Source organism: Vibrio sp. Makdt, assembly GCF_027587015.1.
GTDB classification, from domain to species: Bacteria; Pseudomonadota; Gammaproteobacteria; order Enterobacterales; family Vibrionaceae; genus Vibrio; species Vibrio chagasii_B.
Genome location: NZ_JAPPTH010000006.1, coordinates 19,868 through 35,345 on the forward strand (window position 1 = coordinate 19,868; position 15,478 = coordinate 35,345).

Below are 15,478 nucleotides of genomic sequence, written 5' to 3' on the forward strand. Positions count from 1 at the left end.
CCCATTAGATGAGGCACTTAACTTTTAAACTCTGACTAACCTTTCAAACGGTTCTCTAAGAACGGGACTAGTTCCGTATGTGCATGTTTCAATAGTGCCTCAGTTGTGTCCCAATTGATACACGCGTCGGTAATTGAAACACCGTATTTCATCTCATTGAGAGGTATATCAGAAGATTGATTTCCTTCGTTGATATGGCTTTCAATCATAAGGCCGATGATCGACTTGTTACCTTCACGGATTTGGTGAATCGCATCTTCGGCAACCAGAGGCTGGCGACGGAAATCTTTGCGAGAGTTAGCATGGCTACAGTCAATCATCAGTGCTGCTTCTAAACCTGATTTACCAAGCTCTTGCTCACATTCGTGTACGGATACTGAATCGTAGTTTGTTTGCTTACCGCCACGTAAAATAACATGACCGTTTGGGTTACCTTGAGTAGTTAATAGTGCAACTTGACCTTCACGGCTGATACCCATGAAACGGTGACTAGAAGAAGCTGCCTGCATCGCATTGATTGCTGTGCCTAGGTTGCCATCTGTACCGTTTTTGAAACCAATAGGCATTGAAAGACCACTTGCCATTTCACGGTGCGTTTGTGATTCCGTTGTACGTGCGCCGATCGCCGCCCAGCTGAATGTATCAGCTAGGTATTGCGGGCTGATTGGGTCTAGTGCTTCTGTTGCCAGTGGAATTTCCATCTCAGCAAGTTCAACCAGTAATTCACGACCTACATGCAAACCATGCTCAATATCGAAAGTACCATCTAGATGAGGGTCGTTGATTAAACCTTTCCAGCCCACCGTAGTACGAGGCTTTTCAAAGTAAACACGCATAACAATATACAGTTGATCGCTAAGTTGCTCAGATAAAGCTTTTAGGCGTTTCGCGTACTCTTTTGCCGCTTCAACATCATGGATAGAACACGGGCCACATACAACCAGCATGCGGTGATCTTTCTTATGGATGATGTTTGCGATAGTTTGACGAGACTCTTGAATGAAACGACGAGCATTATCACTCAAAGGCAGTTTTGCTTTTAACTCCTCAGGAGTAATCAGTACCTGTTCGTCGATAATATTGACATTGCTTAATTCACTTTTCTGCATAACTCAACCTGTATATTTATTTTTACACCCAACATTTCCATTTGGGTTAACAATCTTTAAAAACACAATAACAGCTACAAAAACGATTGCAAGCGTAAACAATAAAAAACATTTGGTGTAAATTAAAATTTACACGCGGTTTTTAAATCGTTTTAATAAGAATACTGGCTTAAACCACAATCACTACATACAAAAAAGGCGATATTTCTCATATCGCCTTCTTTAAATTTGTAGAGTGTTTATTTATCACTCATCGTTTAGCATTCGCTTAATCTGCTCTGAAGCCTCTTTCCATCGGGTATCAGAGTGAAGAGTCGGCAAATCAAAGCTGTGTTTTTTAAGCAATGAGTTGGCTAAAGGCACCTCTTGAATCGCTAAGTTATCAAGAGCCTCAATTTGTGCATCTCGTTTATTACACATCAACACCATGTCACAGCCCGCACTCAAGGCTGCTTTTGCTCTGTCGGCTGGTCCGCCCATGATCGCAGCACCTTCCATCGTTAAATCATCAGAGAAGATCAGGCCTTTAAAGCCCAGTTTTTGTCTCAATACTTTCTGTAACCAATATTTAGAGCCACTTGCTGGTTGGTCATCATAATGAGAGAAAACCACGTGTGCAGGCATCATCGCATCTAATATTCCCGCTTCAATTTGCGCCTTAAAGATCGCCATATCGGTTTCAAAGATATCGTCTCGAGGGTCGTAAGGGGTTTCAAGGTGCGAATCGGCTATCACACCACCATGACCAGGGAAGTGCTTTCCAGTTGTCGCCATACCAACCGACTTCATGCCTTTGATGAATGCACTACTGTGACGAACGATGGTATCGATATCTTCACCAAATGCTCGGTTACCAATCGCCTTACATTGATGACCTTTATCTAATACTGGTGCAAAACTTAGATCGATATCGTGAGCAATCAGCTCCGCCGCCATCAACCAACCAGCTTGTTCTGCTAATTGTTCACCATTCTTTTGAGTCGCGAACTCTTGAGCAGCAGGGATAATAGAAAAACCATCGCGAAAACGCTGTACTCGTCCTCCTTCTTGGTCAACACCAATTAAAATAGGACGCTTAGTCGCTTTGCGAATCTCTTTATTTAAAGCCGATAGTTGCTTGCTATCGTGGTAGTTTCTAGCAAATAAAATGAGACCACCAACAGTTGGGTGCTCTAAAATTTCTTTGTCTTCCGCAGTCAGTTCGTAGCCTGCAACATCAACCCACAACGGTCCCATAATATGTCCTTCTATTGCTTAAATTCCGCTACCGCAGATTTACTTTGTTCGATTAATTGGTCGGCTTGCTCTTCTTGCTGAGTTAACGCAATGAACAACAAGTCAGTAATATAAAGTTGGCTATCACGCGCTGTGATAGAGGAACTACGAATATGGTTCTCGTCAGCCGCCGAAATGAGTTTGATATCAGCATACTTGTCCAGAGCCGAAGGAGATAACTGGCTAATCACAATGACCTTGGCCTTTTTCGATCTCGCTAACTGAGCCACTTTTACGACTTCTCTGGTTTTTCCTGAATAGGAAATCGCTACCAACACATCATTTTCAGTAAGCGATGCCGCGTTGGCAATCTGAATATGAGCATCTGGCTCAGCATGAACCGCATGACCGATTTTCATCAGCTTATAAGCGAAATCTTTCGCAACTAGAGATGATGCTCCGACACCTGAAATTTGGATTCTATTAGCAAGGTGCAGTAAGTCAGCGGCATTACTCAGCTGTTCGCCCTCATTTAATAACACGGTACGTTCAAGCGATTGTGTTTTGCTTGCAAGAAGTTTTTCCATCACGGTATCTGGCGAATCTTTTCTAGTGATGGTGCCGTGTATCCCTCGCAGGGAAACGGGCTGATAACTCATATCACTCTGATAGAGTTTCACCTTCATTTCAGAAAAGCCTTTATAACCGATCTTCTGACTAAACTTGACGATCGTTGACTGGCTCACACCTACCGCTTTCGCTAATTCAGGGGAAGAGAGCTGCTTGACCTGCTGCGGGTGATCCAATACATATCGTGCCACCAGCGAATCCGATGGAGAGAGCTTTGGTAATAACGCTTTTACTTTAGCAATGCCTTTCACTCTAATCCTCTCCTCTTTCAACTGTCATCATCATAACGAGTTTTGCCTTTCCATTGGAATAATTATTCCTTTCCACCTTCTCATTTGGAATAGCTCACACCACCTTATGGGAGCATCATCAAAGAAAACCTCTGGTCACTATTCCACCAAGGAATAGGTTTTGAAACTCATTATTCAAACTGTCATTCTGAAAAAATAATAATAAACACCTTCTTATCTATTCATGCTATGGAGCTGCTATGAATTCACTATTTACTTCGCTGGATTGGGCGGTATTTGCGATTTACTTCGTTGTTATCGCCTTCACCGGTTGGCATTTCAGCCGAACAAAAATCACGAGTACCAAGGACTACTTTTTAGGTGGTAATTCGATGCCAATGTGGGTGGTCGCTATTTCAGTGCTGGCGACATCACAATCAGCAGCAACGTTTTTAGGTGGACCAGAATCGAGCTACCGTGGAGACCTCACTTACCTAGCCACCAATATTGGCGGTATTCTGGGTGCCATTTTTGTCGCACTTGTTCTGATCCCTCGCTTCTATCAAAACAAAGTGTCTACAGTATATGAGTTGCTGAAAGTGCGTTTTGGCGAGAAGACCAAGCAGCGTGCCGGTGTAATGTATTTGGTGGGTCGTGTGTTTGCTTCTGGTGCTCGTCTGTATATGGCGGCTATCGCAGTATCCATGATTCTGTTTACCAATATTGACCCTAGCAGCGTTGTCACTTCCGTGGTGATTCTGGTCACCGTTGGCCTCGCTTACACCTACATGGGCGGTATCCGCTCGGTTATCTGGAGTGATCTTATCCAACTCGTGGTGTACGTCGGTGCAGCCATTGCGGTCATTATCTACTTATTAGGCCAGATCCCGGCAGATTTCAGCCAAATCGCACAAGTGCTTGCAAACCCTGGCGAAGGTCAATCTTCTAAGCTGACCTTACTCGATTTCACACTGGATTTAACACCTGCTGGTACTTTCAGCTTCTGGGCATGTATTACTGGTTTTGTACTACTGAACATTGGTGCGTTTGGTCTTGATCAAGACATGACCCAGCGAGTTCTAACCTGTAAAGATGCCAAGCAAGGTTCTAAGGCGATGATCAACTCAATCATCTTCTCTATCCCTGTTGTGTTGGTCTTCATGTCGATTGGTCTGCTTCTGTATGTTTTCTATCAACGACCGGACCTGATGGGTGTCGAAGGAAAAGATGTCGTGCAGAGCTTTAATGGTGAGAACGTGACGATTTTCATGTACTACGTGCTCAATGAAATGCCAGCTGGCCTTCGAGGCTTAGTGACCGTTGGCGTGGTTGCGGCAGCGCTTTCAACACTAAACTCAGGTTTGAATTCAATGTCTTCTGTTGCGATTCAAGATATCTACAAACCATGGTTAGAAGCTCGTAAAGGCGAACAAGATGATTTCCATTATGTAAAAGCGGGTCGCTTTGGTATGGCCGCAGCTGCGCTAGCCTTAGGTAGCATGGGTATCTTGTGTTACTACTGGCAGCAATACACCGACATGCCATTATTGTCGTTCGCTTTGAGTGTAATGGTGTTTGCTTACACTGGGTTATTGGGTGTTTACTTCACAGCGATTTTCACCGAACGTGGCAATGAAACATCAGTAGCTTTAGCGCTTGTCGCCGGCTTCTTAACTACGTTACTGATGCAAGCTTATGTTTGGGATAGCGTAATGGGGATGATTAATACGGATTGGGTGGGTGTTCGATTGGCCTTCCCGTATCAACTGTGTGTAGGTACCTTTGTGTCATTGCTCGTCTGTCTATCAGGCAAGAAGCAGCCTCAAGAAGCAAACAAACTACAAACAGTTAGCCAATGATTACTCATACTCTAGCCGTCGATGGTGGCGGCACAAAAACCGCAATGAGACTCAAGCGAATTTCGCCAACACCGAGCGTAATTAAAGAGCGTACTTTGGCCGCAACGTCATTGACCTTATACGGTGAAACAGCCATCACTCAACTCACTCATTACATTGAAGAAATGCTGAGTGTGAATCAGATAAGTCCGAAACAGTGTTATATTGTGGTCGGTGTTGCTGGCGCAGGTAATGCTCAACTAAAAGCAAAATTACAACTTGCACTGTCTCATTTCCCAAACCTGTATGTGACGAGCGATGCTGAAGCCTCGGTCGTTGGTGCAAATAGAGGGGAAGGCGTAAACTGTATTGCCATTGGCACTGGTTCGGTTGCGATTCAATTAGACAACCAATACGTGACCCATCAATTTGGCGGTTGGGGTTTCCCCATTGGCGATCAGGGTGGTGGCGCTTGGCTTGGTTTTAAAGCGGTTCAGCAAACACTTGTCGAGTTTGACGCTCAACGTTGCTCGTTAACGAGTCAACTAGTCATGAAGAAAACAGGCAATGTCCGCAGTGCGATTCTAAAATGGACTCGCTCAGCCAACGCAACCGATTATGCTCAACTTGCAAAAGAGCTTGTCGAGTTAGAACCATGTTGTCCGACGGCAAAAAACATCGTTGAGCAAGGTATTCAAGAAATTGAGCTGCTTGCACGAACATGCTCAGACAACAACTCACTACCGATCATGTTCTTAGGCAGCTTAGGCTCTTTCTATCGTGACAAACTGCCACAAGCGCTACAAGATCGCAGCTTAGAGGTTCAAGGTAATGCTTTAGATGGCGCAGAAATCATCGCACATCAAAAGCTTCGCCCGCTTAATTAAGGAAATGACCATGAAGTCAGAGTTATACATTGGCGTGATGTCAGGCACCAGCATGGACGGTGTTGATACGGCACTGGTGTCGATAGAAGACAACCGGATCACACTGCTTGCTCATGATGAGTTTCCAATGCCAAAGGAACTCAAAACACGCCTGCTTAATGTATGTATCGGTCAGCAAACTGACTTGATTGCCATTGGTGAGCTCGACCACCAGCTTGGCCACCTATTTGCTGATGCCGTTCTACAGCTTCTCGCCAAGTCAGAGACTCCAGCATCAACTGTCACCGCAATTGGCAATCATGGTCAAACGGTATTCCACCAACCAACAGGCGACTCTCCCTTTACCATGCAGTTAGGCGATGCCAACATTATTGCTGCTAAAACCGAGATTCAAACCGTCGCAGATTTCAGACGTAAAGACATGGCGCTTGGTGGACAAGGTGCACCACTGGTCCCCGCTTTTCACCATACTATTTTTCAACCGCAAGAAAGCTCAGTTGTTGTGCTGAACATTGGTGGCATATCGAATATTTCAGTACTGCGCCCGAATCAACCAACACTTGGTTATGATACTGGCCCAGGCAATATGTTAATGGACGCTTGGGTAGATAAACACACGGGTGAAAAATTTGACCGCGACGCTCAGTTCGCACTTCAAGGTCAAGTTAATCAAGCCTTATTAAAACAACTGCTGGAAGCGTCTTATTTATCTCAAACACCGCCGAAAAGTACCGGTAGAGAGCTATTCAATCTGCCTTGGTTAGAGCAACAATTAACAGAATTTAATGACATCTCAGCACAAGATGTCCAACGCACACTTTGCGAATACACGGCTTTGACGATAGCCAATGAAGTCGAGGCTTACCGCTTAGGTAACGAACCAGCATTATATGTATGTGGTGGTGGGGTTAGAAACCCACTATTGATGAAGAGGCTGTCTGAGCTTCTACCAAGCTGGGAGGTTGCCTCAACCACCAGCAAAGGTGTAGACGCTGACTATATGGAAGCGATGGCTTTTGCTTGGCTTGCTCAACGTCATGTTCATCAACTACCGAGCAATTTACCAGAAGTGACTGGTGCAAGTAGATCTGCCTCTCTAGGCGTTCTATATAGTGCTAACTAAACCATTTTAGAATCATCATTTAAGGATCATTATGAGTAACGACGCTCTCATATCAGCGCTCTCGCACCTCGTTTCGGAGGGGAGAAACCCTGACACTATGGATATTGATCTACTCACTTCTCTTGAAGTGGTCGAAAAGATTAACCAACAAGACAAACAAGTCCCACTGGCGATCGAAGCTGAACTACCGCAAATAGCTAAGGCCGTTGATAAAATCGCTCAGGCCTTTCAAAACGGAGGGCGACTGATTTACATGGGTGCTGGCACTAGTGGTCGATTGGGCGTATTAGATGCCTCAGAGTGCCCGCCCACATTTGGCGTTTCAGACAAAATGGTTATCGGCCTTATCGCCGGCGGACCAGAAGCCATTTTGAAAGCCAAAGAAGGGGCTGAAGATTCGCTGACGTTAGGTATTGATGATCTGAAAGCGATTCAATTTTCAGAAAAGGATGTTGTGGTTGGCATTGCGGCAAGCGGGCGTACGCCTTACGTGATTGGCGCACTCAACTACGCCAATCAAATCGGTGCGGTGACGGTTGCTCTGTCTTGTAATCCAGATTCGCCAATTGCTGATATTGCTCAGATCGCGATAAGCCCAGTGGTTGGCCCAGAGGCACTAACGGGGTCAACAAGGCTGAAATCCGGTACAGCGCAAAAACTGGTTCTTAATATGCTGACCACAGCGAGCATGATTCGTATTGGTAAGAGCTACCAGAACCTGATGGTCGACGTAAAAGCGACTAACGAAAAGCTAGTAGCCCGCGCCGCTCGTATCGTTATTCAAGCAACCGAATGTGATAAAGCGTTGGCAGTGTCGACACTTAAAACTACCGATTATGACGTAAAACTTGCGATTTTAATGATTCTGACCGGGCTTGATTTGCAGGCGGCGAAGGCTCAGCTTGACCAGCAGAACGGCTTTTTAAGAAAAGCGGTCGAGAATAATCAGTCAATGTCGGATTAATCTTCAATACTGACGAAAGCGTGATACAAAAAACCAGTACACATAAGGTACTGGTTTTTTTTCAATTTAAGCTTAATGATTCCGCTTAAGAGGTGTGATTAATCACGAGCGAAGTTAGTGGTCGTTTGAAAACTCATCCCAGCCACGTTGCCACTCCATACGGAAACGCTGGGCATCTTCGGTACCAGAACAAACACCTTCATACACCTGACCAGATAGGCCAATCTGGTATGCGTGGTTAGGGTTACAATATTCAGCCACACCAATTTGGTAACCTTCGTTGTAACTTGCTTGGTCAACCGCGCCCAATTCTGCCATCTCTGAATACGAACGTTGAGTGTTGCCTTTAATACCATCGCGGTAGCCAATCTCTTGCCAGTTGCCTTCTGCCGCTAAATCTTGAACATTGGCGCTGCATCCTGCAAGGCTAAATGCTACGGCGAATAGTGCTATTATCTTTTTCATTTCAATCCTTTATATTTCCCTAGCCACTTCTAAATGAAGCTTTGCCTCTGTTGGTGATTCTCCGCTGAACGGGAGCTGATGTCCACTCATCTCTGTTATCTGCCGTTGATCTTTATTACGCGCCGTTTAATGCTCACTATCGACCACTTAACAGAAGCACGATACTTCTCAACACTTCTACCCCACCACTCAACAAAGGTCACAAACCACTAAACCGGTTATAACACCACTTAATTAGCTATTCGACCACTCACTCCAGTAGCGGAAGTTTCTTTCCATACACTCCTCTAATATACACCCTGACTTAATTAATACATTCAGGGATAACAAATTATGATGTGGTTTCTTACCTGTGTCGCAGCACTCATTGGTGGCTACTTTATTTACGGTACCTTTATCGAGAAGATTTTTGGTATCAATGAAAAGCGTCAAACACCTGCTCACACTAAGCAAGACGGCGTGGACTACGTTCCAATGTCGACTCCAAAGGTTTACCTAGTTCAACTGCTAAACATTGCAGGTGTAGGTCCAATCTTCGGCCCTATAATGGGTGCCCTATACGGCCCAGCAGCAATGCTATGGATCGTACTAGGTTGTATCTTCGCAGGTGCAGTACACGACTACTTCTCAGGTATGTTATCTATCCGTAATGGCGGTGCTTCGGTTCCTACCATCACTGGACGTTACCTAGGCAATGGCGCAAAACACTTTATGAATATCTTTGCCATTGTTCTACTGCTTCTAGTTGGTGTGGTATTCGTTTCCGCTCCAGCAGGCATGATCACTAACCTAGTGAACGACCAAACTGATTTCGCGATGTCTGCAACAACTATGGTTGTTGTTATCTTTGCTTACTACATCATCGCAACGATTGTCCCTGTCGATAAAATCATTGGTCGCTTCTACCCACTGTTCGGTGCTCTGCTTATCTTCATGTCAGTTGGCCTTATCACTGCGATTGGCTTCTCTGATGAACACCAAATCATGGGTGGTTTTGAAATCAGCGACATGTTCACCAACATGAACCCGAACGACCTACCACTATGGCCTGCTCTATTCATCACTATCGCTTGTGGTGCAATCTCTGGCTTCCACGCAACTCAGTCACCTCTGATGGCGCGTTGTATGGAAAACGAGAAGAACGGTCGCTTCGTATTCTACGGTGCAATGATTGGTGAAGGCATCATCGCTCTTATCTGGTGTGCACTTGCACTATCGTTCTTTGGTTCAGTTGAGTCTCTATCGGAAGCGGTAGCAAACGGCGGTCCAGGTAACGTTGTATACAGCGCTTCATTTGGCCTACTAGGTGTATTCGGCGGTATCCTTGCTTTCCTAGGCGTGGTTATCCTACCAATCACATCTGGTGACACTGCATTCCGCTCAAGCCGTCTTATCCTGGCTGAATACTTCAACATGGAACAGAAGACACTGCGTAACCGCCTACTGATGGCTCTACCACTGTTCGTTATCGGTGGTATCCTGACTCAAGTAGACTTCGGTATCATCTGGCGCTACTTCGGTTTCGCTAACCAATCAACAGCAGTAATGATGTTGTGGACAGCTTCAGCTTACCTACTACGTCACAACAAACTGCACTGGGTAACGACGGTTCCAGCTATCTTCATGACGTCTGTGTGTATCACATTCATCCTGAACAACAGCCAACTTGGTTTCGGCCTACCAATGCAAATCTCAACTATCGTTGGTGTGATTAGTGCGCTGGGTGTTGCGGCTTACGTAATCAAGATTTCTAAAGGCAAAGGCGAAACCGACCTTGCTGATGAAGAAAAAGAAGCAAAAGGTGAAACTAAAACAGCCTAGTTCTTTAAACTCTTTGTAAAAGACCAGTCTTCATAGAAAGACAAGAACAGCCAAACACAACTTCGCTTGTTCCGGTAATCACTCAGTGATTCATGGATATTAAGACTAAAGCCCATCCCCTGTGATGGGCTTTATTGTCTGTACTGGTTAAGCAAGAAAGTGAGAAGCGCTAATCGCTCGAGAAAAACCTTACAAACAAAAGCAAAACTACCCTTACCACACAATGAGCTTTACACTTAACAAGCGTCTCAATAGGTGAAAATATGGAACTCATTCTCTCTCTGCTTCAACAAACCTGTGTCTACTTAGTGATCGCTTACATGCTAAGTAAAACCCCACTGATTCTTCCTTTGTTGAGCATCTCTTCACGCTTAAGCCATAAGATCAGCTGTTACGTTCTATTCTCTCTGTTCTGTATTATGGGCACCTACTTCGGCCTACAGATAAATGACGCCATCGCCAACACACGTGCAATGGGCGCGGTGATGGGTGGCCTGTTTGGTGGCCCTGTGGTTGGCTTTGCAGTGGGTTTTACTGGCGGGATTCATCGTTACTCATTAGGTGGCTTCACCGACTTGGCATGTGCGATTTCAACCACTGCTGAGGGCCTGATTGGTGGTTTACTGCATGTGTACTTAGTCAGAAAGAACAAAGCCAGCCAGCTATTTAATCCGATGGTGGTGTTCTCTGTGACGCTATTTGCAGAGATCATTCAGATGTTGATTCTGCTTGCAGTCGCCAAACCATTTGAACAGTCTTACGCGCTGGTTTCCGACATTGCAGCGCCGATGATCATTGCCAACTCTGTGGGTGCAGCACTGTTCATGAGTATCATCCAAGACCGTAAAACCATCTTTGAGAAATACTCAGCAACCTTCTCGCGCCGCGCACTGACCATTGCTGAACGTTCGGTGGGTATTCTTCACGGTGGTTTCACGTCTGATAACGCGCAGAAGATCGTGCGCATCATCTACGAAGAGACCAACGTAGGTGCTGTAGCAATCACTGACCGAGAAAAAATTCTCGCTTTCGTTGGCATCGGCGATGAGCACCATATCCCTAACACCCCTATTTCATCGCAAAGCACACTGACTTCGATGGAACAGAACGACATCATCTACCTCGATGGTAAAGAGAACCCATACCAATGCTCTCTCTCACAGGATTGTAAGCTGGGGTCAGCGTTGATTATCCCACTGCGTGCCGGTAACGAAGTCGTCGGCACCATTAAACTGTATGAGCCCAAACTGAAGCTGTTTTCAACCATCAACATGTCGATGGCTGAAGGTATTGCTCAGCTGTTATCGAGTCAAATCCTGTTCAGCAACTATCAGCAACAGCAAACCCTGCTCACTCAAGCTGAAATCAAACTGCTGCACGCACAGGTCAACCCGCACTTCTTGTTTAATGCACTCAATACCATCAGTGCCGTAACACGTCGTGATCCAGATAAAGCGCGTGAGCTCATTCAGCATCTGTCTCACTTCTTCAGAAGCAACCTCAAACAGAATATTAATACCGTTAAGCTTAAAGACGAGCTCGCGCACGTTAATGCGTACCTGACGATCGAAAAGGCGCGCTTTACTGACCGCTTAGAAATTGAATGGGATATAGACCCACAATTGTTTGAATCACAATTGCCAAGCTTTACCCTGCAACCTCTGGTTGAAAATGCCATTAAACATGGGATTTCAAATATGCTGGAAGGCGGCAAAGTGAAGATCTATAGCGAAGCTTTCCAAGGTGGATTTAGACTGATCGTCGAAGACAATGCTGGTACCTACCAGAAACCATCTCAAGATCATGTAGGATTAGGGATGGAAATTGTTGATAAACGACTCACTAATTTCTTTGGACAAGACTCAGCACTAAAAATAGAATCTCAACCACAGCAATTTACTCGAATGAGCTTTATCATACCTATACTAAAATAATGGTGTTTCGTAGGTAATCGCTTCTCATTAGCGACATTTAGAAGCAGGCATAAAAAAGATAAGCGGAATAAGCAGGGACAGAACAAAAATGAAGATTGCAGGATGTTAAAAGCACTCGTTATCGATGATGAGCTTTTTGCTCGCGAAGAGCTGATTGAGTTACTGACTGAAACGGGAGAAGTGGAAGTCATCGGTCAAGCAAGCAACGCGATCGAAGGACTTAAGCAGATCAACCTTCTTAAACCCGACGTGGTGTATCTGGATATTCAGATGCCTCAAGTTACAGGTATTGAGCTGTTGAGTATGCTTGACCCAGAGACAATGCCTTACGTAGTGTTTGTGACCGCTTACGATCAATATGCGATTCAAGCCTTTGAAGACAACGCCTTTGATTACCTGCTTAAGCCTGTTGAGCCCTGCCGACTCAATAAAAGTGTTTCTCGACTGAATAAAGTCGTCAAGCAAAACCAAAAAGCACCAGAGCAAGATGTCACTTCAATTGCTCCTTCACGCTTAGAACAGATTCCGTGTATTGGTCACAACCGTATTGTGATCATGGCGAGCCAAAGTGTCGAGTGTGCCTATTCTGATATCAGCGGCGTGCATGTTCGCTGTTCATCGCAAACGGCCACTTCACAGCTGACGCTAAAGATCTTGGAAGAGAAAACCGATTTGATCCGCTGTCACCGACAATACTTGATCAACATAAAATCGATCCAAGAGATCAAATTGCTAGAGAATGGATTAGCGGAGATCGTCACGCTTACCGGCTTTGAAGTGCCTGTGAGTCGTCGCTATCTCAAGACACTAAAAGAACAACTCGGTATCCAATAGCTTATCAAAGCGCACGATCAAAAAAGCCAACGTATCAACGTTGGCTTTTTACTGCTTGCGAATCGACGGTATGACGAATCGTTAATGTCACAAATCGATAGAGATTAATCGACTTGTTTAATCTGTAGCTCTTTTGGTACTTCGAAGAACATATTCTCTTCACGACCTTGAATCTCTTCAACGTCAGTAGCACCAAGCTCGCGAATTCGATCTAGGATTTGATTTACTAGCTCTTCAGGAGCAGATGCACCAGCTGTTACACCGATTTTCTTCTTACCTTCAACCCATTCTGTTTGAATGTCTTCAGGGCAATCCGTTAAGTAACCAGGTGTGCCTAGTTTCTCAGCCAGCTCTTTCAAACGTGTTGAGTTCGATGAGTTCTTAGAACCCACGACAATCACAACGTCAACGTCGTTTGCCATCTCACGAACAGCGTCTTGACGGTTTTGAGTCGCATAACAGATGTCGTCTTTACGAGGGCCTTGAATCTCAGGGAATACACGACGTAGCTCTTCGATTACATCAGCGGTTTCATCAACAGATAGCGTCGTTTGACTCACGTAGTGCAGGTTAGTTGGATCGTTCACCACTAGGTTTTGCACGTCTTCTGGCTTCTCAACCAAGTACATACCACCCGTTTGGCTCGCGTATTGACCCATAGTACCTTCAACTTCAGGGTGACCTGCGTGACCAATCAGTACTACTTCCATATGTTTTCGGCTCGCACGAGCCACTTCCATATGTACTTTAGTTACTAAAGGACACGTTGCATCAAATACCGTTAGCTCACGCTCTTTCGCTTCTTTACGAACCGCTTGAGACACGCCGTGAGCAGAGAAGATCACGATGTTATCGTCTGGCACTTCGCTAAGTTCTTCGACAAAAATAGCACCGCGTTGTTTTAGCCCCTCAACAACAAAGCGGTTGTGTACCACTTCATGACGAACGTAGATCGGTGGCTGGTACATTTCGAGTGCGCGCTCGACAATGCTGATCGCACGATCAACACCGGCACAAAAGCCACGAGGGTTAGCTAACATTATTTTCATTTCATTGCTCATCATTTACCGCGGTACTAAGGTTGTTTCTATAGAGTTCGCCGTCGGCGAGGCTCGCATTCTACAGTGAAGCGCCTAGACAGTGAAGCGCTGGGTAACATCACAGCGCTGTAAGACGGTGCTATTCTAAGGTTCAGAGAATTATTCTACAGCTAAGATATTGACGTCAAACGTAACATCTTGGCCTGCAAGTGGATGATTAAAATCAACCGTCACAGAATCGCCAGCGATCTCAGTGATAATACCTGGGATTTCCATACCGTCAGGGCCAGAAAATGCCATGATAGTGCCCACTTCAACCTCAGAGTCACCAACAAATTTAGCACGGTCCATGTGGTGGACATGATCTGGATTCGGCATACCAAATGCATCTTCCGCTTTCAGGTCAATAGACTTTTCAGTACCGGCTTCAAGCCCAAGTAAGCACGCTTCAAAGTTCTCGCTTAGGCTACCATCGCCCATCACGAACTTCGCCGGTTTGCCCATATTTTCGGTGCTATCGGCAACTGAACCATCCTTCATCTTAATCGTAAAATGTAGGGTTACTGCTGAATCATTTTTAATTGCTGCCACGTTACTTTCCTTAGACTTCTTTATTATTTGAGGATGCATTTTTCTTTGCTTCCTTGTTGACTGAAGCATAAAAAAAAGCGCCACCGGAATCAACCGACAGCGCTTAGGGCTATTCTATTCTGTGAGTCATAGACTGACTTTAGAGCATCTATTGAAAAGCTATTTGCTGTCATCTTTCTTACGGAAACCATCTAGGATGATCATCGCGGCACCAATACAAATACCCATATCGGCTAAGTTGAATGCTGGCCAGTGGTAAGTGCCCCAGTAGAAATCTAAGTAATCGACAACAAAGCCATGTACGACACGGTCAAATACATTACCTACCGCACCACCAATGATGATGGCATAAGCGATGTTGTTCCACTTTTCTGTCGCTGGTAGCTTGCTCATCCAGTACGTCAGCATGCCCGTTACAGCAAAAGCAATACCTGTAAATAACCAACGCTGCCAACCACTTTGATCACTCAAGAAGCTGAATGCAGCACCGTAGTTATGAACGTACAAAAAGTTAAAGAACGGCAACACTTCAATACGGTTTGCCCAGCCATAACCCATGTTGTCCATGACAAAGAGTTTGATGCCGATGTCTGCAAGAAAAACCAGCAGAGCTAACCATAACCAACGTACACCAGATTGTTTTAACGAAACTTCACTCATTTCTATTCCTAGTATTTACGAAGCGATTCCTCATTCGCACACTCGGTTTGAGTCGCCATGAAGAATCAGCTTGGTTAAACACATTTCCTATAACTAAAAATAACCCCAGTTGATACTGGGGCTATGATTTTTACAAA

14 protein-coding genes are annotated in these 15,478 nt (G+C 45.0%); 7 read left to right on the forward strand and 7 right to left on the reverse strand.

The annotated features are described in order from the left end of the window. Positions 1-35 precede the first annotated feature (35 nt). The 3 genes from OH460_RS09340 to OH460_RS09350 form a co-directional block, all read right to left on the reverse strand. Positions 36-1,109, reverse strand: a complete 1,074-nt coding sequence (locus OH460_RS09340) for a 3-deoxy-7-phosphoheptulonate synthase (RefSeq protein ID WP_061033329.1) — start codon at positions 1,107-1,109, stop codon at positions 36-38. Between the two features lie 246 nt (positions 1,110-1,355). Then, the gene (nagZ, locus tag OH460_RS09345) at positions 1,356-2,345 is read right to left on the reverse strand and encodes a beta-N-acetylhexosaminidase (RefSeq protein ID WP_269996920.1); all 990 of its coding nucleotides are present in this window, start codon (positions 2,343-2,345) and stop codon (positions 1,356-1,358) included. A gap of 11 nt (positions 2,346-2,356) precedes the next feature. Continuing rightward, positions 2,357-3,205, reverse strand: a complete 849-nt coding sequence (locus OH460_RS09350; RefSeq protein WP_269996921.1) for a MurR/RpiR family transcriptional regulator — start codon at positions 3,203-3,205, stop codon at positions 2,357-2,359. 239 nt (positions 3,206-3,444) lie between these two features. Between OH460_RS09350 and OH460_RS09355 the strand changes: the two genes are divergently transcribed. From OH460_RS09355 to murQ, 4 genes are read left to right on the forward strand one after another with little or no spacing between them, the layout of a single operon-like run. Then, positions 3,445-5,043 (forward strand): sodium:solute symporter, encoded by a 1,599-nt coding sequence (locus OH460_RS09355; protein ID WP_269996922.1) that lies wholly within the window; start codon positions 3,445-3,447, stop codon positions 5,041-5,043. After that, positions 5,040-5,909, forward strand: a complete 870-nt coding sequence (locus OH460_RS09360) for a BadF/BadG/BcrA/BcrD ATPase family protein (RefSeq protein WP_269996923.1) — start codon at positions 5,040-5,042, stop codon at positions 5,907-5,909. The genes OH460_RS09355 and OH460_RS09360 overlap by 4 nt, the downstream gene beginning before the upstream one ends. Positions 5,910-5,919: 10 nt before the next feature. Beyond that, positions 5,920-7,032, forward strand: a complete 1,113-nt coding sequence (locus tag OH460_RS09365; protein WP_269996924.1) for an anhydro-N-acetylmuramic acid kinase — start codon at positions 5,920-5,922, stop codon at positions 7,030-7,032. A 31-nt stretch (positions 7,033-7,063) separates the two neighbouring features. Further along, positions 7,064-7,996, forward strand: coding sequence for an N-acetylmuramic acid 6-phosphate etherase (gene murQ, locus OH460_RS09370; RefSeq protein ID WP_269996925.1), 933 nt, complete (start codon positions 7,064-7,066; stop codon positions 7,994-7,996). 114 nt (positions 7,997-8,110) lie between these two features. On the opposite strand, the gene OH460_RS09375 is transcribed toward murQ, so the two are convergent. After that, the gene (locus OH460_RS09375; protein WP_269996926.1) at positions 8,111-8,461 is read right to left on the reverse strand and encodes a DUF2799 domain-containing protein; all 351 of its coding nucleotides are present in this window, start codon (positions 8,459-8,461) and stop codon (positions 8,111-8,113) included. A 333-nt stretch (positions 8,462-8,794) separates the two neighbouring features. Here OH460_RS09375 and OH460_RS09380 point away from each other — a divergent pair, with 333 nt between their 5' ends. The 3 genes from OH460_RS09380 to btsR all read left to right on the forward strand — a co-directional run bounded on the left by OH460_RS09380 (position 8,795) and on the right by btsR (position 13,050). Beyond that, positions 8,795-10,282, forward strand: a complete 1,488-nt coding sequence (locus OH460_RS09380; RefSeq protein ID WP_061033335.1) for a carbon starvation CstA family protein — start codon at positions 8,795-8,797, stop codon at positions 10,280-10,282. 263 nt (positions 10,283-10,545) lie between these two features. After that, complete coding sequence (locus OH460_RS09385; protein WP_105058967.1) at positions 10,546-12,216, forward strand: sensor histidine kinase; 1,671 nt, start codon at positions 10,546-10,548, stop codon at positions 12,214-12,216. Between the two features lie 102 nt (positions 12,217-12,318). After that, positions 12,319-13,050, forward strand: a complete 732-nt coding sequence (gene btsR / locus OH460_RS09390; RefSeq protein WP_269996927.1) for a two-component system response regulator BtsR — start codon at positions 12,319-12,321, stop codon at positions 13,048-13,050. Positions 13,051-13,154: 104 nt separating this feature from the next. Here the strand turns inward: btsR and ispH are convergent, their stop codons facing one another. The 3 genes from ispH to lspA form a co-directional block, all read right to left on the reverse strand. Beyond that, positions 13,155-14,111 (reverse strand): 4-hydroxy-3-methylbut-2-enyl diphosphate reductase, encoded by a 957-nt coding sequence (gene ispH, locus OH460_RS09395; RefSeq protein ID WP_081090359.1) that lies wholly within the window; start codon positions 14,109-14,111, stop codon positions 13,155-13,157. A gap of 138 nt (positions 14,112-14,249) precedes the next feature. Next, on the reverse strand, positions 14,250-14,681 hold the full coding sequence (fkpB, locus tag OH460_RS09400) for an FKBP-type peptidyl-prolyl cis-trans isomerase (RefSeq protein ID WP_269996928.1): 432 nt from the start codon (positions 14,679-14,681) through the stop codon (positions 14,250-14,252). A 159-nt stretch (positions 14,682-14,840) separates the two neighbouring features. Continuing rightward, positions 14,841-15,341, reverse strand: a complete 501-nt coding sequence (gene lspA / locus OH460_RS09405; protein WP_269996929.1) for a signal peptidase II — start codon at positions 15,339-15,341, stop codon at positions 14,841-14,843. Positions 15,342-15,478 lie beyond the last annotated feature (137 nt).

Excerpts from the sequence above, each read along its gene's own strand:
- OH460_RS09340 (WP_061033329.1), bottom strand. The coding sequence starts at position 1,109 with ATGCAGAAAAGTGAATTAAGCAATGTCAATATTATCGACGAACAGGTA.
- nagZ (WP_269996920.1), bottom strand. The coding sequence starts at position 2,345 with ATGGGACCGTTGTGGGTTGATGTTGCAGGCTACGAACTGACTGCGGAA.
- OH460_RS09355 (WP_269996922.1), top strand. The coding sequence starts at position 3,445 with ATGAATTCACTATTTACTTCGCTGGATTGGGCGGTATTTGCGATTTAC.
- OH460_RS09360 (WP_269996923.1), top strand. The coding sequence starts at position 5,040 with ATGATTACTCATACTCTAGCCGTCGATGGTGGCGGCACAAAAACCGCA.
- OH460_RS09365 (WP_269996924.1), top strand. The coding sequence starts at position 5,920 with ATGAAGTCAGAGTTATACATTGGCGTGATGTCAGGCACCAGCATGGAC.
- murQ (WP_269996925.1), top strand. The coding sequence starts at position 7,064 with ATGAGTAACGACGCTCTCATATCAGCGCTCTCGCACCTCGTTTCGGAG.
- OH460_RS09375 (WP_269996926.1), bottom strand. The coding sequence starts at position 8,461 with ATGAAAAAGATAATAGCACTATTCGCCGTAGCATTTAGCCTTGCAGGA.
- OH460_RS09380 (WP_061033335.1), top strand. The coding sequence starts at position 8,795 with ATGATGTGGTTTCTTACCTGTGTCGCAGCACTCATTGGTGGCTACTTT.
- OH460_RS09385 (WP_105058967.1), top strand. The coding sequence starts at position 10,546 with ATGGAACTCATTCTCTCTCTGCTTCAACAAACCTGTGTCTACTTAGTG.
- btsR (WP_269996927.1), top strand. The coding sequence starts at position 12,319 with ATGTTAAAAGCACTCGTTATCGATGATGAGCTTTTTGCTCGCGAAGAG.
- ispH (WP_081090359.1), bottom strand. The coding sequence starts at position 14,111 with ATGAGCAATGAAATGAAAATAATGTTAGCTAACCCTCGTGGCTTTTGT.
- lspA (WP_269996929.1), bottom strand. The coding sequence starts at position 15,341 with ATGAGTGAAGTTTCGTTAAAACAATCTGGTGTACGTTGGTTATGGTTA.